Source organism: Caballeronia sp. GAWG1-1, assembly GCF_023631465.1.
Taxonomy (GTDB): Bacteria; Pseudomonadota; Gammaproteobacteria; order Burkholderiales; family Burkholderiaceae; genus Caballeronia.
Genome location: NZ_JALQDB010000023.1, coordinates 82,350 through 107,218 on the forward strand (window position 1 = coordinate 82,350; position 24,869 = coordinate 107,218).

At 61.3% G+C, this 24,869-nt stretch carries 20 protein-coding genes; 4 read left to right on the forward strand and 16 right to left on the reverse strand.

Annotated features, from left to right (window positions below):
• The first annotated feature begins 5 nt into the window (after positions 1-5).
• The 3 genes from NCT03_RS13785 to NCT03_RS13795 all read left to right on the forward strand — a co-directional run bounded on the left by NCT03_RS13785 (position 6) and on the right by NCT03_RS13795 (position 1,938).
• Entirely contained in the window at positions 6-269 is a 264-nt protein-coding gene (locus NCT03_RS13785) for a PepSY domain-containing protein (RefSeq protein WP_250466166.1), read from the forward strand.
• 12 nt (positions 270-281) lie between these two features.
• Positions 282-842 carry a cytochrome b/b6 domain-containing protein gene (locus NCT03_RS13790; protein WP_250466168.1) on the forward strand — a complete coding sequence of 187 codons (561 nt, stop codon included), beginning with the start codon at positions 282-284 and terminating at the stop codon, positions 840-842.
• Positions 843-1,038: 196 nt separating this feature from the next.
• A complete protein-coding gene (locus tag NCT03_RS13795; protein WP_250466170.1) occupies positions 1,039-1,938 on the forward strand; it encodes an NYN domain-containing protein in 900 nt (299 codons plus the stop codon).
• A gap of 71 nt (positions 1,939-2,009) precedes the next feature.
• Here NCT03_RS13795 and NCT03_RS13800 read toward each other — a convergent pair whose 3' ends face one another.
• The 4 genes from NCT03_RS13800 to hemE form a co-directional block, all read right to left on the reverse strand.
• Positions 2,010-3,158 carry a branched-chain amino acid ABC transporter substrate-binding protein gene (locus NCT03_RS13800; protein WP_244826596.1) on the reverse strand — a complete coding sequence of 383 codons (1,149 nt, stop codon included), beginning with the start codon at positions 3,156-3,158 and terminating at the stop codon, positions 2,010-2,012.
• A 92-nt stretch (positions 3,159-3,250) separates the two neighbouring features.
• On the reverse strand, positions 3,251-7,180 hold the full coding sequence (gene putA, locus NCT03_RS13805) for a trifunctional transcriptional regulator/proline dehydrogenase/L-glutamate gamma-semialdehyde dehydrogenase (RefSeq protein ID WP_250492829.1): 3,930 nt from the start codon (positions 7,178-7,180) through the stop codon (positions 3,251-3,253).
• A 465-nt stretch (positions 7,181-7,645) separates the two neighbouring features.
• Entirely contained in the window at positions 7,646-9,883 is a 2,238-nt protein-coding gene (locus NCT03_RS13810; protein WP_250492830.1) for a primosomal protein N', read from the reverse strand.
• Between the two features lie 448 nt (positions 9,884-10,331).
• Positions 10,332-11,429 (reverse strand): uroporphyrinogen decarboxylase, encoded by a 1,098-nt coding sequence (hemE, locus tag NCT03_RS13815; RefSeq protein ID WP_350030145.1) that lies wholly within the window; start codon positions 11,427-11,429, stop codon positions 10,332-10,334.
• A 198-nt stretch (positions 11,430-11,627) separates the two neighbouring features.
• Between hemE and NCT03_RS13820 the strand changes: the two genes are divergently transcribed.
• Positions 11,628-12,410, forward strand: a complete 783-nt coding sequence (locus NCT03_RS13820; protein WP_502800370.1) for a transporter substrate-binding domain-containing protein — start codon at positions 11,628-11,630, stop codon at positions 12,408-12,410.
• A 4-nt stretch (positions 12,411-12,414) separates the two neighbouring features.
• On the opposite strand, the gene NCT03_RS13825 is transcribed toward NCT03_RS13820, so the two are convergent.
• From NCT03_RS13825 to NCT03_RS13880, 12 genes are all read right to left on the reverse strand, one after another.
• Positions 12,415-13,362: an alpha/beta hydrolase gene (locus NCT03_RS13825; RefSeq protein WP_250492833.1), complete on the reverse strand. Its 948-nt coding sequence runs from the start codon at positions 13,360-13,362 to the stop codon at positions 12,415-12,417.
• Between the two features lie 601 nt (positions 13,363-13,963).
• Positions 13,964-15,694: an AMP-binding protein gene (locus tag NCT03_RS13830; protein WP_250492834.1), complete on the reverse strand. Its 1,731-nt coding sequence runs from the start codon at positions 15,692-15,694 to the stop codon at positions 13,964-13,966.
• Positions 15,695-15,914: 220 nt separating this feature from the next.
• The gene (locus NCT03_RS13835; RefSeq protein WP_244826603.1) at positions 15,915-16,340 is read right to left on the reverse strand and encodes a F0F1 ATP synthase subunit epsilon; all 426 of its coding nucleotides are present in this window, start codon (positions 16,338-16,340) and stop codon (positions 15,915-15,917) included.
• A gap of 70 nt (positions 16,341-16,410) precedes the next feature.
• Positions 16,411-17,805 carry a F0F1 ATP synthase subunit beta gene (gene atpD / locus NCT03_RS13840; RefSeq protein ID WP_244826604.1) on the reverse strand — a complete coding sequence of 465 codons (1,395 nt, stop codon included), beginning with the start codon at positions 17,803-17,805 and terminating at the stop codon, positions 16,411-16,413.
• A 44-nt stretch (positions 17,806-17,849) separates the two neighbouring features.
• A complete protein-coding gene (gene atpG, locus NCT03_RS13845) occupies positions 17,850-18,746 on the reverse strand; it encodes a F0F1 ATP synthase subunit gamma (protein ID WP_244826605.1) in 897 nt (298 codons plus the stop codon).
• Between the two features lie 70 nt (positions 18,747-18,816).
• Positions 18,817-20,358 carry a F0F1 ATP synthase subunit alpha gene (atpA, locus tag NCT03_RS13850; RefSeq protein ID WP_244826606.1) on the reverse strand — a complete coding sequence of 514 codons (1,542 nt, stop codon included), beginning with the start codon at positions 20,356-20,358 and terminating at the stop codon, positions 18,817-18,819.
• 57 nt (positions 20,359-20,415) lie between these two features.
• Positions 20,416-20,958, reverse strand: coding sequence for a F0F1 ATP synthase subunit delta (locus NCT03_RS13855; protein WP_250466184.1), 543 nt, complete (start codon positions 20,956-20,958; stop codon positions 20,416-20,418).
• 2 nt (positions 20,959-20,960) lie between these two features.
• Positions 20,961-21,431: a F0F1 ATP synthase subunit B gene (locus tag NCT03_RS13860; RefSeq protein ID WP_244826608.1), complete on the reverse strand. Its 471-nt coding sequence runs from the start codon at positions 21,429-21,431 to the stop codon at positions 20,961-20,963.
• Between the two features lie 136 nt (positions 21,432-21,567).
• A complete protein-coding gene (gene atpE / locus NCT03_RS13865; protein ID WP_244826609.1) occupies positions 21,568-21,837 on the reverse strand; it encodes a F0F1 ATP synthase subunit C in 270 nt (89 codons plus the stop codon).
• A 90-nt stretch (positions 21,838-21,927) separates the two neighbouring features.
• Positions 21,928-22,779 (reverse strand): F0F1 ATP synthase subunit A, encoded by an 852-nt coding sequence (atpB, locus tag NCT03_RS13870; RefSeq protein ID WP_244826610.1) that lies wholly within the window; start codon positions 22,777-22,779, stop codon positions 21,928-21,930.
• Positions 22,780-22,946: 167 nt separating this feature from the next.
• A complete protein-coding gene (locus NCT03_RS13875; protein ID WP_250492888.1) occupies positions 22,947-23,426 on the reverse strand; it encodes an ATP synthase subunit I in 480 nt (159 codons plus the stop codon).
• 303 nt (positions 23,427-23,729) lie between these two features.
• Entirely contained in the window at positions 23,730-24,866 is a 1,137-nt protein-coding gene (locus tag NCT03_RS13880) for an SLC13 family permease (protein ID WP_502800371.1), read from the reverse strand.
• Positions 24,867-24,869: the final 3 nt, after the last annotated feature.

The window sequence follows — 24,869 nt, forward strand, 5'->3', positions numbered from 1 at the left end:
CGACGATGTTCAAGGTACTGGCTTTGTCATTGGCAATGGGTTTTTCCGGCGCCGCGTTCGCGAAGGCGGACTGCACGGCGCATCCCAAGAGCGAGTGGATCAAGGAGTCGGACGCCAAGGCGCAACTCGAAGCGCAAGGCTACAAGATCCGCAAGTTCAAGATCGATGGCAACTGCTATGAAATCTACGGGCACGACAAGAATGGCAAGAAGGTCGAGATCTACTACGACACCAAGACGCTGGCTGTCGTGAAATCGGAAGTCGAATAAGCGCGCTTCGTCATGTCTGCCAAGGCCGGCCCTCGCGTGAAGGTCTGGGATCTTTGGGTCCGGCTCACACACTGGATTGTGGCGGGCGTCGTTTCATGGAATCTTTTTGGGCCAACAAACCCGACACATCGAGTGCTTGGGTATATCGCGGCGGGGTTGGTGCTGGCGCGTATCGTGTGGGGTTTCGTCGGTTCGCGGCATGCGCGCTTTGCCGCCTGGTGGCCGGGCGCCGCGCAGCTTCGTGCCTATCTCCGTTCGCTTGCAGCGGGCAAGCCCCTACATCATGTCTCGCATAATCCATTGGGCGCGTTGATGGCCGTTGCGTTGTGGTTCCTGGTACTGGCGCTCGCGGTATCCGGCTGGATCATGCGGCTCGATGCCTTCTGGGGCGAAGACTGGCCACAAGAGATCCACACATGGCTGTCTTATCTGATCGAAATATGCGTGTGCGTGCATGTCGTCGCGGCGGTGTCGATGAGCTTGTGGACACGAGAGAATTTAATCGGCGGGATGGTGACGGGACTCAAGCGCGTTAAACAGCACGATGAAAGCGATCGAGCAACTGATGCCTAAGCGCGTCAGATTCAGCTAATCGGCAAATGACTGATAGATCGCTTGAGATTTAGGCAGCAACAAAGCGGTGACGTCGGCGCACGAGCCGATTCTTTTAAGCATTAAACACTATCAGCAGCCTGCATTCGCTTTGGATAATTGAGTTAATCGCCCATTCGGCGAGCCACCTCAGTTTGAAGAAGGAGCGAACTAATCGATGTCTCACGCAGCGAAGCAACTGACGAAGATCGGCGTCTTCTACGATGGGAATTACTTTGATCTGGTGAGCAAGTACTACATGCACCAGCATCCGAAAAAAGCATGGCTTTCGATTCACGGTTTGCATGAATACATTCGCCACAGAGTAGCGCTTGTCGAGACAGTGGACGCGCGCGATTGTCAGGTGATCGACGCGCATTACTTCCGAGGCCGATTCTCAGCGCGCAAGAGCGCGGACAAAGGCCACGACATTCTGTTCAACGAGCGCGTACTCGACGACATCCTGATGCGGGAGAACGTCACGGCGCATTACTTCCCAATGAGCTTCGCTGGCAAGGAAAAGGGCATCGATGTCTGGCTGGCTCTTGAAGCGTTCGAGCTTTCCATTTACAAGCAGTTCAATGTGGTCGTCCTTATTGCAGGCGACAGTGATTACATACCGCTCGCGCGTAAGCTCAAGACGCTTGGTATTCGAGTAATGGTTGTTTGCTGGTCTTACTCATTCGAGACTACGACTGGAGAACAAAAGGGCGCAAATCCGAGCCAGATGTTGCTCAACGAGGTGAGTTATCCATTGATGATGTCCGAGGTCATCGACCGGATGGATGACGCGCGAGGAGACGAGCGGGCCGTTTTGAGCGGGTTGTTTCAGATCAGACGCGACAGGCCTCCGTCCTCTGGGGCAGCGGAGGATGTCTGGAAGATGGGCGTCATTGCAAGTCTGAAAGATCACTTCGGCTTCATCAAACCGGCAAGCGGTTCGAACACAAGCATCTACTTCCGATACGCCGTTCTGACGGATGCCGACCCGGATGGACTCGAAGAAGGCATGGAAGTGAGTTACCAGGCTAATGAAACGCCGAGAGGCTTGCAGGCTGTGAAAGTTCGTACTGGCTAAATTGCCGTTGGATCACAAATAAGAACGGCCCGGTCGCATACGACCGGGCCATCCAAAACAGCCACTAAACCTTACTTCCCACCCACGCTCTGCAGCGTCGTCCACTTCCCGCCAACGACCTTATACAGCGTGATACCGCCGTTTTTCAGATCACCCTTCGAGTCGTACGCCAGATGCTTCGTGGTCACGCCTTGCATGTCGGTTTTGGCAAGCAGCGGCAGATACTTTGCCGGGTCCGTCGAGTTGGCCGCCTTCATTGCGTTGAACATGGCCATTGCGCCGTCGTAGGCGTACGGCGAGTACGTCTCTACGTCTTCGTTGAAGCGCTTCTTGTACTTCGCCGTGTAGTCCGCGCCGCCAGGCATCTGGTCCATCGGCAGGCCGGCGAGCGATGCCACCGTGCCATCCGCCGCGTCGCCCGCGATCTTGATGAACGTGTCGGTCTTGACCATCTCGCCCGCCATCAGCGGTGCACGAAAGCCAAGCGTCTTCATTTGCTTGGCCATCGGCGCGGCTTGCGAATCCGCGCCGCCGTAGTACACGAGGTCAGGATTCGACGACTTGATCTTGGTCAGAATCGCCTTGAAGTCGACAGCCTTGTCGTTCGTGAATTCGCGCACGACGATGTTGCCGCCCGACGCCTTCGCTGCCTTCTCGAACTGGTCGGCGAGACCCTGGCCGTAAGCCGTGCGGTCATCGACGATGGCGATTTTCTTCACTTTCAGCGTCTTCACCGCGAACTCGCCCGCGACCGAGCCTTGCTGCGTGTCGGACGTCATCATGCGGAAGGCCGTCTTGAAGCCTTGCGTGGTGTACTCCGGCGCGGTTGCCATCGCGATTTCGGGGATGCCGGCATTCGCATAAATGCGCGATGCCGGAATGGTCGTGCCCGAGTTGAAGTGGCCGAGCATCCCCTTGATGCCGTCGTCGACGAGCTTCTGCGCGACGGTTGTGCCCGTGCGCGGGTCGGCCTGATCGTCCGCCGAATCGAGCACGATGCGAACCGGCTTGCCGCCGATCACCGGCTTCGTGGCGTTGAAGTCCTCGACCGCGAGCGTGATGCCGTTCTGGAAATCCTTGCCGTAGTGCGCCTGCGCACCGGTCATCGGCCCGGCGAAGCCGACCTTCACATCTTCTGCTGTTTGCGCGAACGCAGTCCCCGCGAGCGACAGGCCGGCGAGCGTCAGGGCGGCTGCCAGCTTGTTCATCGTGTGCTTCATAGCTTCTCCTAGTACCAGTGTGAATGGCAGCTCGTCGCCGGGATCGCCGTGCCTGCTGCCGTTTGTTTGAATCGAGCGCGAGAGGATACTTCTCAACCGATCGTCATCAAATTCGCATTGCCGCCCGCCGCCGCCGTGTTCACGCTCACCGAGCGTTCCGTCAGCAGACGTTCGAGCGCATAGTCTTCGCCGTCATGATCAGCATCGGCGAATGTTCCCGCCGCCACGCCCTGCACCGATACGATCGGTCCCGGGCGCTTCGCGACTTCCTTCACGAGCGACAACAGTTCGTCGCTGTCGCCTTCGAACAGCACCGCGTCGAACTCCGCCGCCGCGTCTTTCCTGACCGCCGCATACGGCTTGAGCGATGCCGGCAGCGACGCCGCCAACTGCTCGCCCGCCGAACCGGCGAACAGCGCCTTGTTGCCCGTTGCCAGCACGGCGGCAAACTGCGCCCGCGCGCCGCTCGGGGTTGCCGCCACGCACAGCACCGTGCCGCGCGCGCCGAGCGTGTACGTGTTGCGCTCGCCGGTCGGACCGGACAGCACGGCCGTCGCGCCCGCGAGCACGTGTTGCAGATAACCGTCGCAACGCGCCGCGGTCTGCGGATCGCGTTCGCCGATGGACCAGTCGCGCAGCGCCGTGAGAGCGGCGGTCGGGGCATCGGCGGATGCCGCCTTGTCCACCACGAGCGCGCTTGCCAGCGACTTCGGCAATCCAGTGGGACGCTTGGCCAGCAAGCGCTGCAAGTACAACGCGCCGCCCGCCTTCGGACCCGTGCCCGACAAACCTTCGCCGCCGAATGGCTGCACGCCGACCACCGCGCCGATCACATTGCGGTTCACGTAGATGTTGCCCACGTGCGCGCGCGAGATGACATGCGCGATGGTTTCGTCGATCCGCGTGTGGATGCCGAGCGTCAGTCCATAACCGGTCGACCGAATTTGGTCGAGGAGTTTATCAAGAGACGAACGGCGGTAACGCACCACATGAAGCACCGGGCCGAAGACCTCGCGCTTGAGTTCGTCGATGCCGTCGAGTTCGATCAGCGTCGGCGGCACGAATGTGCCTTGCGCGCAACCGTCCGGCAGCGGCAGTTGCACGACCTTGCGGCCCTTCTCGCGCATCTGCGCAACGTGCGCGTCGATGCCGCGTTTCGCGTCGGCATCGATCACGGGACCGACATCCGCCGACAGCCGGTCAGGATTGCCCACCGCGAGTTGCTTCATCGCGCCGGTCAGCATTTCGAGCGTGCGATCCGCGACATCGTCTTGCAGACAAAGAACGCGTAGCGCCGAGCAGCGTTGACCCGCCGAGTCGAACGACGACTGCATCACGTCCGCGACGACCTGTTCCGCAAGCGCCGAGGAATCGACGATCATCGCGTTCTGGCCGCCGGTTTCGGCGATGAGCGGAATCGGGCGGCCGTCCGGATCGAGCCGTTCGGACAGCGTCTTGTTGATGAGGCGCGCGACCTCGGTCGAGCCGGTGAACATCACGGCGCGCGTGCGCGGGTCGGCGACGAGCGCCGCGCCCACGGTTTCACCGTTGCCCGGCAACAGTTGCACGGCGCCCGGCGGCACGCCCGCTTCGCGCAGAATGCGCACGGCTTGCGCGGCGATCAGCGGCGTTTGCTCGGCTGGCTTCGCGAGCACCGGATTGCCAGCCGCGAGCGCCGCCGCGACCTGACCCATGAAAATCGCGAGCGGGAAGTTCCACGGGCTGATGCAGACCACCGGTCCGAGCGGACGATGCGTGTCGTTCGAAAATTCCTCGCGAATCTGTGCGGAGTAATAGCGCAGGAAGTCGATAGCCTCGCGAATCTCCGATACCGCGTTCGCCAGCGACTTGCCGGCTTCGCGCACGACGAGGCCCATCAGCGTGTGCATCTGCGCTTCGAGCAAGTCGGCGGCGCGCGTGAGGCAGTCGGCGCGGTCATCGACGGGCGTCGCTTGCCAGATCGGCGCGGCGGCCACGGCGTTGGCGATCGCGGCGCCGACTTGTTCCTTCGACGCTTCCACCACCGTGCCGACGAGATCGCGCAGATCGGCGGGATTGCGAATGTCGCGTGCGACGCCGTTGTGCGGATCGTCGCCTTCGAGCATCGGTTCGGCGCGCCACTGATGATTCGCGCTCGCGAGCAACGCCGACGACAGCGACGCCAGGCGATGCTCGTTCGACAAGTCCAGACCCATCGAATTGGGCCGCTCGTCGCCGTACAACTGACGCGGCAGCGGAATCTTCGCGTGCGGCGCGCCGAGCGGCACGATCTTCTGCGCTTCGTCGATCGGGTCTTCGACGAGATCCTTCACGGGGATGGATTCATCGGCAATACGGTTCACGAACGACGTGTTCGCGCCGTTTTCGAGTAGACGCCGCACGAGATACGCGAGCAGCGTTTCGTGCGTGCCGACCGGCGCATACACGCGGCATGGCCGGTTCAGCTTGTCGCGGCCCGTGACTTCTTCATAGAGCGGTTCGCCCATGCCGTGCAGGCACTGATACTCGTACTGGCCGGGATAGTAATTCTGTCCCGCGAGGTGATAGATAGCCGACAGCGTGAACGCGTTGTGCGTCGCGAACTGCGGATAGACGGCATCCGGCGCGCCCAGCAGTTTTTTCGCGCAAGCAAGATACGAGATGTCCGTATAAATCTTGCGCGTATAAACCGGATAGCCTTCGAGTCCGTCCACTTGCGCGCGCTTGATTTCGGTGTCCCAATACGCGCCCTTCACGAGACGAATCATCAGCCGGTGCCGGCTGCGGCGCGCCAAGTCGATCAGGTAATCGATCACGAACGGGCAGCGTTTCTGATAACCCTGCACCACGAAGCCGATGCCGTTCCAGCCCGCGAGCGCCGGGTCGAAGCACAGCGCTTCGAGCAGATCGAGCGAGATTTCAAGGCGATCCGCTTCTTCCGCGTCGATGTTCAGGCCAATGTCGTAACGACGCGCGAGCAGCGCCAGCGCGCGCACGCGCGGCAGCAGTTCGCTCATGGTGCGTTCCTGCTGCGAACGCGAATAACGCGGATGCAGCGCCGAGAGCTTGATCGAGATGCCCGGGCCTTCGTAGATGCCGCGCCCGCCCGCCGCCTTGCCGATAGCGTGAATCGCCTGCTCGTAGGACGCGTAGTAACGCTGCGCGTCTTCCTCGGTGGTCGCTGCTTCGCCCAGCATGTCGTAGGAATAGCGGAAACCGCGCGCCTCGAACTTGCGACTGTTCGCGAGCGCTTCGGAGATGGTCTCGCCGGTGACGAACTGCTCGCCCATGAGGCGCATCGCCATGTCCACACCCTTGCGGATCAGCGGCTCGCCGCCTTTGCCGATCATGCGCGTCAACGCCGACGACAAACCGGCCTCGCTATTCGTCGTGACGAGCTTGCCGGTGATCATCAAGCCCCACGTCGCCGCATTCACGAACAGCGACGGCGCCTGGCCCATGTGCGAACGCCAGTCGCCCTTGCTGATCTTGTCGCGGATGAGCGCGTCGCGGGTCGCGCGGTCGGGAATGCGCAGCAGCGCTTCGGCGAGACACATCAGCGCAACGCCTTCCTGACTCGACAGCGAGAACTCGTGGATCAACCCTTCCACGCCGCCGCCCGTGCTCTTCGCGCGCAAGGCTTCGACGAGTCTGGTCGCGAGCTTTTCGGTATCGGCGGAAACGCTGGCCGGCAAGCGCGCTTGTCCGATCAGGAACGGCACGCATTCGGGTTCCGGGCGACGATACGCCGCCGTGATCGCCGCGCGCAACACCGACTGCGGTTGCACGTTCTGCGCGAAATCGAGGAAAGGTTGCGGCGCGCTGTCGTCATCGCCCTCGACGGCTACGGTCTCGCCCGCTTCGCCCGAGCCGTTCGTGCCCGAGAGTTCCGGCGGAAGCTGACCATGCTCGATACGCTCCAGATAGGCAAAGATCGCCTGCTTGATGAGCCAGTGAGGAGTGCGCTCGAGCCGGGTCGCGGCATCTCTGAGCCGTGAACGCAGCAGATCGTCTACTTTGACGCCAAGGGTTGTGCTCGCCATGATTCCTTCGTTTGCCGGACGTGCTCACCCGGCCGTAGACCTAAAAGTTGGCGAATCGTACTCCGCTGAAATAAAAGGTGCAACCGACAATTTCGATAGGGTTGCACCATGTTGGAACCCTTGTGGGACAAGGCTTTGCGCGATGCAACGCCGAACGGACATTGCCGGAAATCACCTAGTAGTTTCCCTAGGCTTTTTTATTTTGGGACATGCCCTAAGTAATTGCCCGAGTGCAGCCGATATAAACGCCATGCGCGCCGTCGGCGCCACATTCCGCGGAGGACCACCGCGGGGCTCTCGGAGAATAACGAGCATGAGCACTTGGATGGTGATAGCCAGCGTTTGGGTGATGTTCGCAGTGTGCGTCGTCTTGTTTGTGCGAGGCGCATCGCCGCATGTAGGCCGTTCGGACGATCTTCACGACGACCTCGAATCCGCATCTGGAAGCGCCACGCGCGCCGAGTATTAGACGTCCAGCGGATCCACTTCCACGTTCCAGCGCAGTACGCCCTTCAGCGCGCGCAACGCCGGTTGCCACGCGCGCAGGGCGGATTGCAGCGCAGCCCGCGAGCTGCTTTCGAGCAGCAATTGCGCGCGGTGCACGTTGAACACTTTCACGATGGTAAGCGGCACGGCATCGTAGACCGTCACGCGGTCCGCGCCCGGCAAGGGCGCGAAGGCGGCCGCCGCCTGCCCGAGAAACGCCAGCGCCGCTTCGAGCGTGCGGCCTTCCGCGCGCAGCATGGCCTGATAGACGAATGGCGGCAGACGCGCGTCGCGACGTTCCGCGAGCGTCGCGTTGGCGAATCCCACGTAATCCTGCCGCGATAACGCCTGATACAGCGCGTGACGCGGATATCGCGTCTGAATCATCACTTCGCCGGGAAGTCCGGCGCGACCCGCGCGGCCGCTCACCTGCGTCAGTTGCGCGAAAAGCCGTTCGCTTGCGCGAAAGTCGTGAGAAAAAAGCGCGGTGTCGGCGTTCAGGACACCCACGAGCGTCACACGGCGGAAGTCGTGGCCCTTCGCGATCATCTGCGTGCCGACGAGAATATCGACCTCGCCTGCATGGACATCCGAGAAAAGCGCCTGCGCGCTGCCCTTGCGCCGCGTGCTGTCCGCGTCGATGCGCAACACCCGTGCGCCGGGAACCACGCTCGCGAGTGTTTCCTCCACGCGTTGCGTGCCGCGTCCCATTGGCGCGATATCGATGTTGCCGCATTCCGGGCATGCCTTTGGAATGCGCGATTCCCAGCCGCAATGGTGACAGCGCAACGCGCGCTCGGGCTTGTGGAGCACGGCGTAGGCGCTGCATCGCGGACAGCCCGCGACCCAGCCGCAGGCGTCGCACGACAGAATCGGCGCATAGCCGCGCCGATTCAGGAACACGAGACTCTGCTCGCCGCGTTCCAGACGCGCCTTCAGCGCTGCGATGAGCGGGCCCGACAAGCCTTCCACGGACGCGCGCCCGCGCTGCCTTTCCTCTTCGAGATCGATGAGCCGCACGCTTGGCAACGCCGCATCGGCGACGGCGCGGCGCTTGAGCGTCAGGCGCGTGTAGCGGCCCTGCTCCGCCTGCCACCAGGTTTCGAGCGATGGCGTCGCCGACCCGAGCACGACGGGAATACCAAGCTGCTTCGCCCGATAGATGGCCAGATCGCGCGCGGAATAACGCAACCCTTCTTGCTGCTTGTACGCCGGGTCGTGCTCTTCATCGACGACGATCATCGCCAGTTTTGGCTGCGACGCGAGGATCGCGAGGCGCGTGCCAAGCACGATGCGCGCGCTTCCCGTGTGTGCCGCGAGCCAGTTGCGGGCGCGTTCGCCCTCGGCAAGACCGCTGTGCATCGTGACGATGGAACCGGGCGCAAGCATCGAAAAACGATTGCGGAACGCCGCCTCGAACTGCGGTGTCAGGTTGATTTCGGGCACGAGCACGAGCGCCTGCGCATCCGCTTGTCTGGCGAGCAGCGCGGCAAGCGCGTGCAGATAAACCTCAGTCTTGCCGCTGCCCGTCACGCCGTGCAGCAGAAAAGGCGCGAAGCCTTGCGCGCTCGCGATGGCATCGACGGCTTCGCGTTGCTCGTCGGTCAGGCGCGGCGGCGCTTCGGTCGCCGCGAGCGTCGGCGCGTGATCCGCCGGCGATGCGTCTTCAACGCGTTCGATCCAGCCGCGCGTCAGCCATTCGTCGAAAGTCGCGCTTGCTTTGGGATGTACGGCGCGCGCTTCGGACAAACCCAGCGTCTCGCTCGATCCCAGCGCTTCCGCCAGCCGCCGCAACGCGCTCGCCCGCGCGGGCAAGGCATCCGGAAGTTCGGCTCGTCCGGCTGCCAGCATCCGGTAACGCGGCTCGACCGCGAATAGGCGGTTCCAGCGCGATGCGTCGCGTAGAGCTTGCGGCAACGCGGGCAGCGCAACTTCGCCGAGCCCGCGCTGATAGTATTCCGCCGCGAACGTCGCGAGCCCGATCCATTCGGCGGAAAGCGGCGCGCAGGCATCGCAGATGGCGCTTACGTGGCGCAGTTTGTCGGCGGGGACGTCGGTTGAGGTCGCGATCTCGCAGATGAGGCCAACGACGTCGCGCCGCCCGAACGGCACCTGCACCAACGAGCCGACCACAGGCTCGACGTCGAGTTGATAGACGTAATCGAACAGCACGGACATCGGCTGATCGATAGCGACGCGCACATAGAGGCCGCTCATACCACGCGACGCCTTTCGGCAAGCCACGGCGGGCCTTCCGACAATGACATCAGGCTTCGCGCGACGAACTTAAAGTAAAACATCAGAATCGCTGGTAAACCGAAGATTATTTTTAGATTTCCGATGCTTTCCACAGGCCTGTGGATAACTTTGTTGAGAAGTGCATTACGGGCTGCCGCAAACCGTGTCGCCAATCACTTATGTGCGTCGGCCCACATTTCGGGCAGACCACAACAAACATTAATGCAAACAGGCACTTACGCAACAAATAGCGACATTTAATTGATCGCGGATGGCGATATGTCTGATGGCGCGCCGCAACGTACAAAATGTGTATAACTGCTGTCTTGACATCTTTCGATTCCGCCAAGGGCGGGCGTTTCAGACAAATCCGACGATTTCTAAAACGCTGCACCCGACGGTATCGCGCTGCACTGCAACATACCGCTTAGCGTACCAACGTGGCCGCGCGCATCGCCCGGCTGTGCGAATGGACTTCATCGACCAGTTCGGCAACGCGTTCGGGCGGCGTGAACTGCGAAATGCCGTGGCCAAGATTGAAGACGTGCCCCGGGTGATTGCCGAAGCTTTCCAGCACGCCACGTGCTTCGGCGCGAATCGCCTCGGGCGGCGCAAACAGCACGCTCGGATCGATATTGCCCTGCAACGCCACGCGAGCGCCCACTTTCTCGCGCGCCGCGCCGAGGTTCACCGTCCAGTCCAGCCCGACAGCATCCACGCCGATTGACGCGATCTGCTCAAGCCACAACCCGCCGCCCTTCGTGAACGTAATAACCGGGACCCGCGCGCCGTCGTGCTCGCGCTTGAGGCCTGCAACGACCTTCGCGATGTAGTCGAGCGAGAAGCGTTGATACGCGCCGTCGGCGAGTGCGCCGCCCCAGGTATCGAAGATCATGACCGCCTGCGCGCCGGCTTCGATCTGGGCGTTGAGATACGCGACAACCGCTTGCGCGTTCACATCGAGAATGCGGTGCATGAGATCGGGCCGCGAATAAGCCATCGATTTCACGGTGCGATGATCGTCCGAGCCGCCGCCTTCCACCATGTAGCACGCAAGCGTCCACGGACTGCCCGAGAAGCCGATGAGCGGTACCCGCTGACGGCCTTCCGCGTCGGTGAGCGCGCGGCGAATCTGGCCGACGGCGTCGGTGACATAGCGCAGCGTGGCGTCGATGTCCGGCACGGCCAAGCGCTTTACGTCGTCTTCGGTGCGCACCGTGCGTTCGAAACGCGGACCTTCGCCTTGCACGAAGTTCAGCCCGAGGCCCATTGCGTCGGGAATGGTGAGGATGTCGGAGAAGAGGATCGCCGCGTCGAGCGGATAACGTTCGAGCGGCTGAAGCGTCACTTCGGTGGCGTAATCGGGATTCTTCGCAAGACCGAGGAAACTGCCGGCGCGTGCGCGCGTGGCGTTGTACTCGGGCAGATAGCGCCCGGCCTGACGCATCAGCCAGATTGGCGTGTATTCGGTCGGCTGCCGCAAGAGCGCGCGCAGAAAGGTGTCGTTCAGGAGAGTGTGGGCCACGGCGCTCGATGCTGAATGCGAAGAATCGTCCATTCTACCGGACGATGCGCGCGTCATCGGCGGCTGAGAGTGATGTTCAGACTCACGCGCGCTCGTTATGATCGACGGCGGCAACCAATACGAATAGAACACGGAGAATCGATGAAACGCGCGTTTTTAACGTCCATTAGTGTCGCAATCGCCGTCTTTGCCGGGTCGATGTCCACCACCGCACTTGCTCAAACGGTGCAGGCGGGAAGTGTCGGCACCGTGCCCGCGCCTCCGCCGCCCGTCACGCCGCCCACGCGGCTCGACGACATCCTCGGGCGCCACACGCTGCGCGTCTGCACGACCGGCGACTACAAGCCGTACACGTTCCTGCGTACGGACGGACAGTTCGAAGGCATCGATATCGACCTGGCGGAAAGCCTCGCGAAGTCGCTTGGCGCCAAGGCGGAATACGTGAAGACTTCGTGGTCGAACCTGATGAACGATTTCATCGACAAGTGCGATATCGCGGTCGGCGGCGTATCGACGACACTCGACCGGCAGAAGCGCGCCTTCTTCACCGCGCCATATATGGAGGACGGCAAAACGCCAATTGTTCGCTGCGATGACGTGGACAAGTATCAGACCGTCGAACAGATCGATCAGCCGAACGTGCGCACGATCGTGAATCCCGGCGGCACGAACGAGCGCTTTGCCAAGCAGTTCTTCCCGCATTCGCAGTTGATCGAGTACCCGGACAACGTCACGATCTTCAAGCAGATTCTGGACGGCAAGGCAGATGTCATGGTCACGGATGCCTCGGAAACGCTGCTTCAGCAGAAGCTCAATCCAGGCCTATGCACCGTGCATCCGGACAAACCTTTCCAGTTCGGCGAAAAGGCGTATCTGCTGCCGCGCGGCGATGTCGTCTGGCAGCAGTACGTCGACCAGTGGTTGCACCTCGCGCGCGGTTCGGGCGAGTTTCAGGCTGTAGTGGACAAGTGGCTCAAATGAACGATCAGCGCGCGGCGCGCAACCACTCGCCCGCGCGCTCGCCGATTCGACGCAGCCAGGCAAGCGCGGCTTCGGATCGCGGATGCATGCGGGCGAAGCCGTGCGTCATTTCCGCAGCGTCGATCAATTCGACGCGGCCGCCGTTGGTTTCGAGGAAGCGCTTGAGTTCGTGGGCATCGTCGTAAAGCGGGTCGTAGGCTGCCGCGACGATCAACGCGGGCGCAGGCGTCCGCTCGAACGGCTCGGCGAGCGGAAAGGCGCGCACATCATGGGCGTCGGGCATCACGCCGGACAGGAACTGAGTCCAGTACCACTTCATCTCGTCGTTGGTGAGGCCGGGGCCGTTCGCGTTTGCAAGACAGCTCGCGCTCTCGAATTGCCGCCGCATCACCGGATACAGCAGAAGCTGGAGACTGACGAGACCGGCCACGCGCTCGTTCGCGCCGCGCGCCGCGACCACCGAGAGATGCGCACCCGCGCTATCGCCACCGACAGCCAGCCGGTCCGTCGCGAAGCCAAGCCGCGAACGATGTTCGGCGAGCCAAATCAGCGCGTCGAGGGCATCTTCGCAAGGCGCGGGAAATGGATGCTCCGGCGCCAGCCGATAATCGACGCTCGCGACTGCGCACTGCGAGTCGCGCGCGAGGCGGGCGACCAGCGCATCATGCGTCTCGATATCGCCGACCACCCAGCCACCGCCGTGAAAGTAGACGATTAGCGGCAGCAGACCGTTCGCCGACTTCGGCTTATAGATGCGCGTGGCAAGCGTGCGCCCGGCAAGCGGAATCTCGATGTCCTCGACGAAAATGGTTTCGTCCGGCGCCGGGGCGTAGGCTTTCGCCACTTCGCCGAAGCGCTCGCGCACTGCCTTCGCGTCGGCATCGGGACCGAGCGGCGGAAAAGCTTCGGCGACGGCGGCGTAGTAGCGAAGCAGGGCGGCGTCAATGGTCATACGAGTCTCCAAGTGCGTCTTTTACGGGAAGTTTTGGCGGTTCAGGCCGAATGAGTATCGATTTCATACGTGCGCCCGTTCGATTTTCCCGGAAAATGCCGATTAACGCAGCGGCCCATATAACCGGAAAAACTCCGGGAGTTTTAGCGGATCGAATAAATCAGCTTAATAACTGACAATATCTGCACGGCTTTGTACGCATCCGCGACCGAAAATTTAACGAGAGCCTTATGGGACGGGGGTTACAACCTGAAACACTTTGTTACGGCGGGTCAGAATCAATTCGCCCACAATCTGTTCAAACGGTTTCAACACGGATGTGTCCGGGCGCGCGGTTGCAAATGCGGCGTTTTCCGGTGGTCGCCTTGGGCGAATCTCTGAAAGGGACATCAGTGTTGGGATCGTTCGTCGATTTGACGTTGAATCGAATCCCACCTTTGGTCTCCTCGCGCTAACCCCGTAGCGTGTGGTTTTTAGCGGGCTCCAGGCCCGCTTTTTTTTCGCCTGCACAAACGTTTGCGCTAGTTGCGAGTTTCGCCGCCGAACGTTTCGTGCCATGACAGGAAGGGAGCGCTTAATAGCGCTCCCTTCGTCGTCTCAATTACGCCGTTTTGGCTTCTGCAAGCTTCAGGTCGTCGATCATCTGCGCGCGCATCACAAACTTCTGGACCTTGCCTGTCACCGTCATCGGCAATTCGTCGACGAACCGGATGTAACGCGGAATCTTGTAGTGCGCGATTTGTCCTTGGCAAAAGTCGCGGATCTCGTCGGCGCTGGCCATCTCGCCCGGACGCAGCACGACCCAGGCGCACACCTCCTCGCCGTACTTTTCGTCCGGGACGCCGAACACCTGCACCGACTGCACCTTCGGATGGCGGAACAAGAATTCCTCGATCTCGCGCGGATAGACGTTCTCGCCGCCGCGAATCAGCATGTCCTTCAGGCGTCCGACGATGTTGCAGTATCCTTCGGCGTCGAGCGTCGCGAGGTCGCCGGTATGCATCCAGCCATCGACGATTGCCTCGCGCGTCTTTGCGTCGTCGCCCCAGTAGCCTTTCATCACCGAATAGCCGCGCGTGCACAGTTCGCCCGTCTGGCCGACCGGCACGATTTCGCCGAGCGGGTCGATGATCTTCACCTCCAGATGCGGCTGAACGCGCCCGACAGTGGTCGTGCGTTTGTCGAGCGGGTCGGTGGTCGAGCTTTGAAACGAAACCGGACTTGTCTCCGTCATGCCGTAAGCGATGGTGATCTCGTCCAAATGCATGGTGGAGACCACACGCTTCATCGTTTCGATGGGGCACGGCGAGCCCGCCATGATGCCCGTGCGCAGCCGGCTCAAGTCGTAATTCGCGAACTCGGGATGATCGAGCTCGGCGATAAACATCGTCGGCACGCCGTGTAGCGCCGTGCAACGCTCCTCGTGCACGGCGGCGAGCGTCGCGGCGGGATCGAATGCCTCGCCGGGGAACACCATCGCGCAGCCGGTCGATACGCACGCCAGCACCGCGAGCACCATGCCGAAGCAGTGGTAAAGCGGCACGGGAATGCACAGCGAGTCGTTCTCGGTGAGGCGCATGGCCATCGCGATATAGCGCGCGTTGTTCACCACGTTCCGATGCGTAAGCGTCGCGCCCTTCGGATTGCCCGTCGTGCCGCTCGTAAACTGCACGTTGATCGCTTCGTCGGCGGCGAGTTTGGCTTCGAGCGCATCGAGCTTCGCGGTATCGACGAGCGCGCGGCCTTTTTCCATCAACGCGTCGAAGTTGAGCATGCCGGGCGTCTTGCCTTCGCCCATTCGGATGATGGCGCGCAGGTCCGGCAGCTTCGCCGCGTTTAGCGCGTTCGGTTGCGCATGGGCGAGCTCCGGCGCGAGCGTCTGCAACATCTCCAGATATTTCGACGATTTGAACTGCTCCGCCGCGACGATCGCCTTGCAGCCGACCTTGTTCAGTGCGTATTCCAGTTCGGCAAGCCGATAAGCCGGATTGATATTCACCAGCACCGCGCCGATGCGCGCCGTCGCAAATTGCGTCAGCAGCCATTCCGCGCGATTCGGCGACCAGATCCCGACGCGGTCGCCTGCTTCGATGCCAAGCGCAAGCAAGCCGCTCGCAAGCACGTCGATCTCGTCGGCGAACTCACGCCAGGTCCAGCGGATGTTCTGCTCACGAAACACGACAGCGGGACGCCCGGGAAAGCGGCGCGCGGTATCGAGAAGAAAGCGCGAAACGGTGGCGTCGCTCAAGGGCGTGTCGGTCGCGCCGCGGACGTAGGAAAGACCGTCACGCGGTTCGACTTGCGCGCTGGCCTGCGTCGGTTGAGTTGCCATCGAAGGGTCTCCGCTATCGACCGTGCAAGATATGCAGCCTCAAGGACGTAGGCTGTTTGGAAGGCTATTTTGCACGGTGGCAAGCGGCGCTGGCATCAAGTGTTACCCGCAATCGGGGTGCACAACGGTCATGCAGATTTGCCGGTAAGCAACCCGGACTCGCCATAAAAAAAAAGCAGCCCGGAGGCTGCTTTCTTCGATTTGCTACAAGCGCGCTGGCTTAGTGCTTCGAGCCAAGCTTGCGCAAACGCTGAATGGCGGCGAGCTGTGCCGTTGCGTACGCGAGTTCCGCTTGCGCGGTCGCGTATTCAAGGTTCGAGCCCGTGTTCTGCAACGCTTCTTCCGCGCGCTTCTTTGCTTGCTCGGCCTTCGCTTCGTCCAGATCGGCGCCGCGAATGGCGGTATCGGCAAGAACGGTCACGACGCCCGGCTGAATCTCGAGGATTCCGCCTGCGACGAAAACGAACTCTTCCGAACCGTCTTCCGCTTCGATGCGCACCGCGCCCGGACGAATGCGCGTGATGAGCGGCGTGTGGCCCGGCAAAATGCCGAGTTCACCTGCTTCGCCCGGCAGCGCGACGAACTTCGCCTGGCCCGAGAAGATCTGCTCTTCCGCGCTGACGACGTCTACTTTGATGGTTGCCATATCGACTCCTGAGCGTATTACGAAGGCGCGGAGTTTTGAGATCCGCGCCCGCTTCGTCTACACCCGACCGTTACTGAATCTTCTTGGCCTTTTCGAAGGCTTCGTCGATCGTGCCAACCATGTAGAACGCCTGCTCCGGCAGATGATCGCACTCACCTTCGACGATCATCTTGAAGCCGCGAATGGTTTCCTTCAGCGGCACGTACTTGCCCGGCGAGCCCGTGAACACTTCAGCAACGTGGAACGGCTGCGACAGGAAACGCTGGATCTTACGAGCGCGCGCCACGGCGAGCTTGTCTTCCGGCGCGAGTTCGTCCATGCCCAGAATCGCGATGATGTCGCGCAATTCCTTGTAACGCTGCAGCGTTTGCTGCACGCCGCGCGTGATCGAGTAGTGCTCTTCGCCGATCACGTTCGGGTCGATCTGACGCGAGGTCGAATCGAGCGGGTCCACTGCCGGATAGATACCCAGCGATGCAATGTCACGCGACAACACGACAGTTGCGTCCAAGTGGCCGAAAGTCGTAGCCGGCGACGGGTCGGTCAAGTCATCCGCAGGGACGTACACGGCCTGAACGGACGTGATCGAACCAGTCTTGGTCGACGTGATGCGCTCTTGCAGCTTGCCCATTTCTTCAGCCAGCGTCGGCTGATAGCCCACTGCCGACGGCATACGGCCGAGCAGTGCCGACACTTCCGTGCCCGCCAGCGTGAAACGGTAGATGTTGTCGACGAAGAACAGCACGTCGAGACCTTCGTCACGGAAGTGCTCGGCCATCGTGAGGCCGGTCAGCGCCACGCGCAGACGGTTGCCCGGCGGCTCGTTCATCTGGCCGTACACCAGCGCGACCTTGTCGAGAACGTTCGAGTCCTTCATTTCGTGATAGAAGTCGTTCCCTTCGCGGGTACGCTCACCCACACCGGCGAACACGGAATAACCGCCGTGTTCTTTCGCGATGTTGTTGATGAGTTCCATCATGTTCACGGTCTTGCCCACGCCGGCGCCGCCGAACAGGCCAACCTTACCGCCCTTGGCAAACGGGCAGATCAGGTCGATAACCTTGATGCCCGTTTCGAGCAGTTCGGTCGAAGGCGACAGCTCGTCGAACTTCGGCGCGAGCTGGTGAATCGAACGCGTGGCGGTCGATTCGATAGGACCGGCTTCGTCGATCGGACGGCCGAGCACGTCCATGATGCGGCCAAGCGTCGGCTTGCCGACCGGCACGCTGATGGGGTTGCCCGTGTTCTTCACGATCGTGCCGCGGCGCAAGCCGTCGGATGCACCCAGACAGATGGTGCGGACCACGCCGTCGCCCAACTGCTGCTGGACTTCCAGCGTCAGCTCGGTGCCTTCCAGAATGAGCGCGTCGTAAATCTTCGGCATGTGCGAGCGCGGAAATTCCACGTCGATAACGGCGCCGATGCACTGTACGATCTTGCCTTCTACCAAAGCAGTAGTACTCATCGCATTTCCTTTAGATACTGTGTTCTTTCACGCGGTCATCAAGATCAGACCGCAGCGGCGCCGCCGACGATTTCCGACAATTCTTTCGTAATCGCGGCCTGGCGGCTCTTGTTGTAGACGAGCTGCAGTTCGTTGATCACGGTCTTCGCGTTATCCGACGCGGCCTTCATTGCGACCATGCGCGCCGATTGTTCCGACGCCATGTTTTCCGCCACCGCCTGATAAACCAGCGCCTCGACGTAGCGCACGAGCAATTCGTCCACCACGGTTTGAGCGTCCGGCTCGTAGATGTAGTCCCACGAGGTCTTCGGCGTGTCGTTCGCAATCGCGGCTTCGTCTGCCTTCTGCTGCAGATCTTCGGCCGTCAACGGCAGCAATTGCTCGATCACCGCTTCCTGCTTCATCGTATTGACGAAGCGCGTGTACCCCAGGTACACCGCGTTGATCTTGCCTTCCGAATACAAGTCGAGCTGCACCTTCACCGCGCCGATCAGCTTTTCCAGATGCGGCGTGTCGCCCAGATGCGTGACTTGCGACACGACCTTGGCGCGCAGCCGGTTCAGGAAGCCGAGACCCTTGGCGCCGATAGCCGACGCTTCGATGGACACGCCGGTCTGCTCCAGCTCCTTGATGCGCTGCAACGACGCACGCAGCACGTTCGTGTTCATGCCGCCGCACAAACCCTTGTCGGTCGTGACGAGGATCAGGCCGGCCGTCTTCGCGCCTTCGTTCTTCACCATGAACGGGTGACGATACTCAGGGTTCGCCGCGCTCATGTGCGCCGCGATTGCACGGACCTTGTCGGCATACGGACGGGCGGAACGCATGCGCTCCTGGGCGCGGCGCATCTTCGATGCGGCGACCATTTCCATCGCTTTCGTGATCTTGCGCGTGTTCTGCACGCTCTTGATCTTGCCGCGAATTTCCTTCATTCCAGCCATTGCTTACTCCTTGATCGAAGCCGCGCGGTGTTCATCGGTCGATGCACCGCGCGTTGCTCCTCAGTCCCGATCAATAAGCGCCCGACTTCTTGAAGTCCTTCAGCGCGGTATGCAGTGCGCCGTCGTCGTCCTTCGACAAGTCTTTATTGTCTTCGATGCGCTTAACCAGATCGGCATGGCTCGTCTTCAGGTATTCGCGCAGGCCCTTTTCGAACGGCAGCACTTGCGCAACTTCCAGATCGTCGAGGTAGCCGTTGTTAGCCGCGAACAGCGCCACAGCGAGTTCCCACACTTGAAGCGGCTGATACTGCGGCTGCTTCAGCAGTTCCGTCACGCGGCGACCGCGCTCCAACTGCTTGCGGGTGGCTTCGTCCAGGTCCGACGCGAACTGCGCGAACGCAGCCAGTTCACGATACTGCGCCAAGTCGGTACGAATACCGCCCGACAGCTTCTTGATGACCTTGGTCTGAGCCGCACCACCGACGCGCGACACCGAAACGCCCGCGTTGATGGCAGGGCGGATACCGGCGTTGAACAAGTCGGTTTCCAGGAAGATCTGGCCGTCGGTAATCGAGATCACGTTCGTCGGAACGAACGCGGTCACGTCGCCGGCTTGCGTTTCAATGACGGGCAGTGCCGTCAGCGAACCGCTCTTGCCCTTCACTTCGCCGTTGGTGAACTTCTCGACGTAGTCTTCCGAAACACGAGCCGCACGCTCGAGCAGACGCGAGTGCAAATAGAACACGTCACCCGGATACGCTTCACGACCCGGCGGACGGCGCAGCAACAGCGAAATCTGGCGATACGCCCATGCTTGCTTGGTCAAATCGTCATAAACAATCAGCGCGTCCTGGCCGCGATCGCGGAAGTATTCGCCCATCGTGCAACCGGCGTACGGCGCGAGGTATTGCATCGCGGCCGATTCCGAAGCCGAAGCCGCCACGACGATGGTGTAAGCCATTGCGCCGGTTTCTTCGAGCTTGCGCACCACGTTCATGATCGACGAAGCCTTCTGGCCGATCGCGACATAGATACAGAAAAGGTCCTTGCCCTTCTGATTGATGATCGCGTCGACAGCCACCGCGGTCTTGCCGCACTGACGGTCGCCGATGATCAGCTCGCGCTGACCACGGCCGATCGGCACCATCGAGTCGATGGACTTCAGACCCGTTTGCACCGGCTGCGACACCGACTTACGCCAGATCACGCCCGGGGCAATCTTTTCGATTGCGTCGGTCATCTTCGCGTTGACCGGACCCTTGCCGTCGATGGGGTTACCCAGCGCGTCGACCACGCGGCCGATCAGTTCCGGACCGACCGGCACTTCGAGAATGCGGCCCGTCGTCTTGACGATGTCGCCTTCCGAGATGTGCTCGTACTGGCCGAGAATAACGGCGCCGACGGAGTCGCGTTCGAGGTTCAGCGCGAGGCCGAAGGTGTTGCCCGGAAACTCGAGCATTTCACCCTGCATCACGTCCGACAGGCCGTGAATACGCACGATACCGTCGGTCACGGAGATCACGGTGCCCTGGTTGCGAACATCCGCGCTCGCTTCAAGGCCCTGGATCCGGCTCTTGATCAGCTCGCTGATCTCAGAGGGATTGAGTTGCATTATTCGCTCCTGATAGTCAATTCTGTTGCGTGCCAGCGATTCGCTTCTAACGAAGCGTCAGGCGGTCAGAGCCGTCTGCATGCTGGCGAGGCGCGCGCGGACCGAGGTATCGAGCACTTCGTCGCCAACCGTCACGCGAACGCCGCCGATCAGCGACTGATCGACTTCGACGGTCGGTTTCAGCTTGCGTTCGAACTTGCGTTCGAGGCTTGCGACTAGGTCGTTCAATTGTTCGCCTTCGAAGGGGAACGCGCTTACGATCAGCGCGTCGGCCGCACCTTCGCGGGCGTTCTTCAGCTCGTCGAACTGCACGGCGATTTCAGGCAGCAGCGACAGACGATGATTGTCCACCAGCATGCCGACGAAATTCTTCGCCTGTACATTGCCTTGAGCCAAAGGCGACTTCACTGCGGACAGCAGCAAGTCCGCTACTTGATCGCGGCTCACCTTCGGGCTCGAGGCGACCGACTGCACTTCGGGCAGACGCGCAACCTGGGCCAGTTCCTCGACGAAAGTGGACCAGCCCGCGAGATCGCCGCTCTCGGCTACGCGGAACAGCGCTTCTGCGTAAGGACGAGCGATGGTTGCAAGTTCGGCCATGATCAGAGCTCGGTTTTGAGTTGATTCAGCAGATCGGCGTGAGCCTTCTGATCGACTTCGCGCTTCAGAATTTGCTCGGCGCCCTTCACGGCCAGGGCCGCGACTTCGGCGCGCAGCGACTCGCGCGCCTTGACGACTTGCTGTTCGGCGTCCGCCTTGGCTTGCGCGACGATGCGCGCGGCTTCAGCCTGAGCGTTGGCCTTGATTTCTTCGGCGACGGCTGCGGCGCGCTTTTCGGCGTCAGCGATACGTTGCTGACCGTCCGTGCGAGCCTGCGCGAGTTCCTGGTCGACGCGCTTATGCGCGGCTTCGAGTTCCGCCTTGCCCTTGTCGGCGGCGGCGAGGCCGTCGGCAATCTTCTTTGAGCGCTCGTCGAGGGCATTGATCAACGGCGGCCACACGAACTTCATCGTGAACCACGCGAGGATCAGAAACACGACCATTTGCGCAAACAGGGTTGCGTTGAGATTCACGGTGTTTCCTTAAACGTTGCTTAGTCGGAGAGTGAAACGGTTAAAAGGCGCTCATCGGCCCGTTGTGCTCGATCAGCGCCTCACCCGTTCCGTCTTGCGTCTCATCGCAAGAAGAGACGCACACTTCCGAGGAACCTCAGCCTGCGAGCTTCGAGAGCAGCGGGTTCGCGAACGCAAACAGCATTGCCACACCAACGCCGATCAGGAACGCCGCGTCGATCAGACCAGCCAGCAGGAACATCTTGGTCTGGAGCGGGTTCATCAGTTCCGGCTGGCGGGCGCATGCTTCAATGTACTTGCCGCCCATCAGGCCGATACCGATACAGGCGCCGATTGCACCCAGGCCGATGATGATGCCGATACCGATGGCGGTCAGACCCTGGATGTTGGCGATGAAAGCGTTCATGTTCACTCCTTTGATTAAAGACTTTGGAACTGGATTTATAAAAATTGAAAACTAAAACCTAAGCGATTCTGGACCTGCCGCGAACACTCTTTAGTGAGAGTCGTGCGCCTGACCGATGTACACGAGCGTCAGCATCATGAAGATGAACGCTTGCAGCAGCACGATCAGAATGTGGAAGATCGCCCAGACCGTACCCGCGACCACATGGCCGATAAAGCCAAGTACAGAGGCGTCCGCGCCGAAGTGCCACATGCTGCCGAGCAGCGCGATCAGCAGGAACAGCAGCTCACCCGCGTACATGTTGCCGAAAAGCCGCATGCCGAGCGAAACCGTCTTGGCGACGAACTCGATGATGTTCAGCGCAAGATTCGGAATCCACAGAAGCGGATGCGCGCCAAACGGAGCGGACAGCAGCTCGTGCACGAAGCCGCCTGCGCCCTTGATCTTGAGGTTGTAGTAGATCATCAGCACGAACACGCCGAGCGCGATGCCGAGCGTGCCGTTCAGATCGGCCGTGGGCACGATGCGATGATGCGGCAGCACTTGTTCGAGGCCCAGCCAGCCAATCACGCGGCCTGGCAGATCCACGGGGATGAAGTCGAGCGAGTTCATCAGGGCGACCCAGACGAACACGGTCAGCGCGAGCGGAGCGATGAAGCGGCGGCTGCCGTGGATCATCGACTTCGACTGATCTTCGACCATTTCGACGAGCATCTCGATCGCGCACTGGAAACGGCCGGGAACACCGGACGTCGCGCGGCGCGCCGCGATACCGAGAATGACGATGGTCAGGAGACCGCACACGATGGACCAGAACAGCGTGTCCAGATTCCAGACGTGGATGTCGAAAATCGACGTCTGTGTGTGCGTGGAAAGATTCTGCAAGTGGTGCGCAATGTACTCGGACGGGTCCAGAGCGTGCGTTCCTTCGCTAGCTGCCATATCGTTAAAGCCACCCAAATTGTCAAAAATCTTTCGTCGCCAGACGCTTATCCGAGCCACCGCTTCGCGTTGCGGCTCCGGGCGTCCGGCCCGAGCGCGGCGTTCATAACCGCGCTTTCATGTGTGATGCTACATACTTGACTTCGGGCTGGCGATTACCCTGGAGGTCAACGCAAAGCCATGGCCAGCCAGTAAGTCTTCAACGCGACGATGTACGTAACGAGCAAAGGCAACCACAGCGCGCTCTTGTACCAGAAAGCGACCGCTACGAACATAGCAATCGTCGCTCCCATTTTCATCGCTTCGCCGATCGTCCAACTCATGATGGTCTCGGCTCCGCTCTTCGCCTTCAGGCGCGCCGCGAACAGTGCACTGGGCAGCCAGCAGATCGCGCCTCCGAGGAAGGCGGACAGCGCAGCATCGCCCGGCGGCTTGTAGAACAGCCACCACAACAGCGTCGCACCCAGGGACAAAACCATTTGCGCGGCCACTACCTTGAAAGGCGTGACCCGCGATGGACGACTCACATCAGGACCGAACAGCTTCTCTGCCTGGCCCCGCGTGAGCGGAACGATATTGTTATCTTGCGCCTCGGCGTCCCACGAGTCGTCAGACGAACTGCGGGGCTGATCTCCTGAAGCGTGAATGTCTCCGCGTTTGTTTTGAGCGCTGTCTTGCCCGCCCACCGGCGCTCGATTCTGCTCTCGCACCGTCTTCAAACCCCTTCAACACATCAACCGACAGTTCGGAAACCACCCTGCGCTTTCGCCGCGCTTTCTAGGTGGCCTAGCTGATAAATCCGGGGGATTGTAAGCGATTGTCCTCAGGGATTCAATAGTTTAGGTGCGTCAAAAGCCAAGCGGACAAAGCTTAAAAAATGGTCTCGAAAGCGAGACTTTTCTTGCGGTTACAAGCAGATTTTCAGACGACGTGAGATTGCGTCGCGAAACTCAGATGAGCGCCCATCCAACAAGCACTGCAACAAACCAGAAAGGGATCGAAACGAGGTGAAACGGACCCCACATGCCCTTCTCGCCCGACAGACGCACGGCGATGAGATTGGCGAGCGAGCCGATTGCCACCCCAAAACCACCGACGCTCACTCCGAACGCAAGCGCGCGCCAGTCCTTCGAAAACTCGGCGAGCACGATGGCCGCCGGCACGTTACTGATGGCCTGCGACAGCACCGCGCCCGCAGCATAAGCACGCATCGGCGTGCCGATACCCAACTGCGCGATGAAGCCGTGGATGGCCGGCAACGCGGCCGCGCTGCGCAGCACAATGAACATCAGCATGAAGATGAGCAAAAGCAGCCAGTCGATCTTCAAGACAACTTCGCGGCGCCAAAGCAGGAACGCGACGGCAAGGACAGCGAGGCCGGGCCCGGCATGATGCGCGTCGGCCAGTGCGACGAAGCCGGCGAACGCAAGCACGCTCACACCGCATAACACACGGTCGACGCCGTGCTCTTCGGCATCGCCAGAAAGGTCGAGCGGCGCGTTGCGAAACATCGCGCAAGTCACGGCGCCGAGCATGAGCATGAGGACCGCGCAAAGCGGCAGCAACGCCCAGACGAACGCGCCAAAGGAGACGCCGCTCGTCTGCCAGAGGAAGAGGTTTTGTGGATTGCCGAGCGGCGTGAGGATCGACCCCGCGTTCACCGACAACGCAATCACGATGACAAGACGCTTGATGGGCAAGGGCGCGAGCCGATGCAGCGATAGCGCGAGCGGCACGACCGCGAACAACGCGACATCGTTGGTCAGCACCGTGGACAGCGCCGCCGCCAGCGCGACGAGCAGCAGCGCCAGGCCGCGTTCGCCGTGGATGTGATGCACCAGCCGATGCGCGGCCCACATCAGGAATCCTGACAATTCGATCGCTTTGGTCAGGATGAGCAGGCCGGCGAGCGTGAGCACGGTCTGCCAATCCACAAGACCTGGCAGCGAAGCCCACGAGCGCGGATGAACCACTTGCAACACGCCGAGCGCGAGCACGAGAATGGCGAGGACCGGCTCTTTACTGACGGTCCTCCAGACGCGCGTCAGGAGGTCGGAGCGCGATTGCTTGACGTTGTATTCCGACAAGAC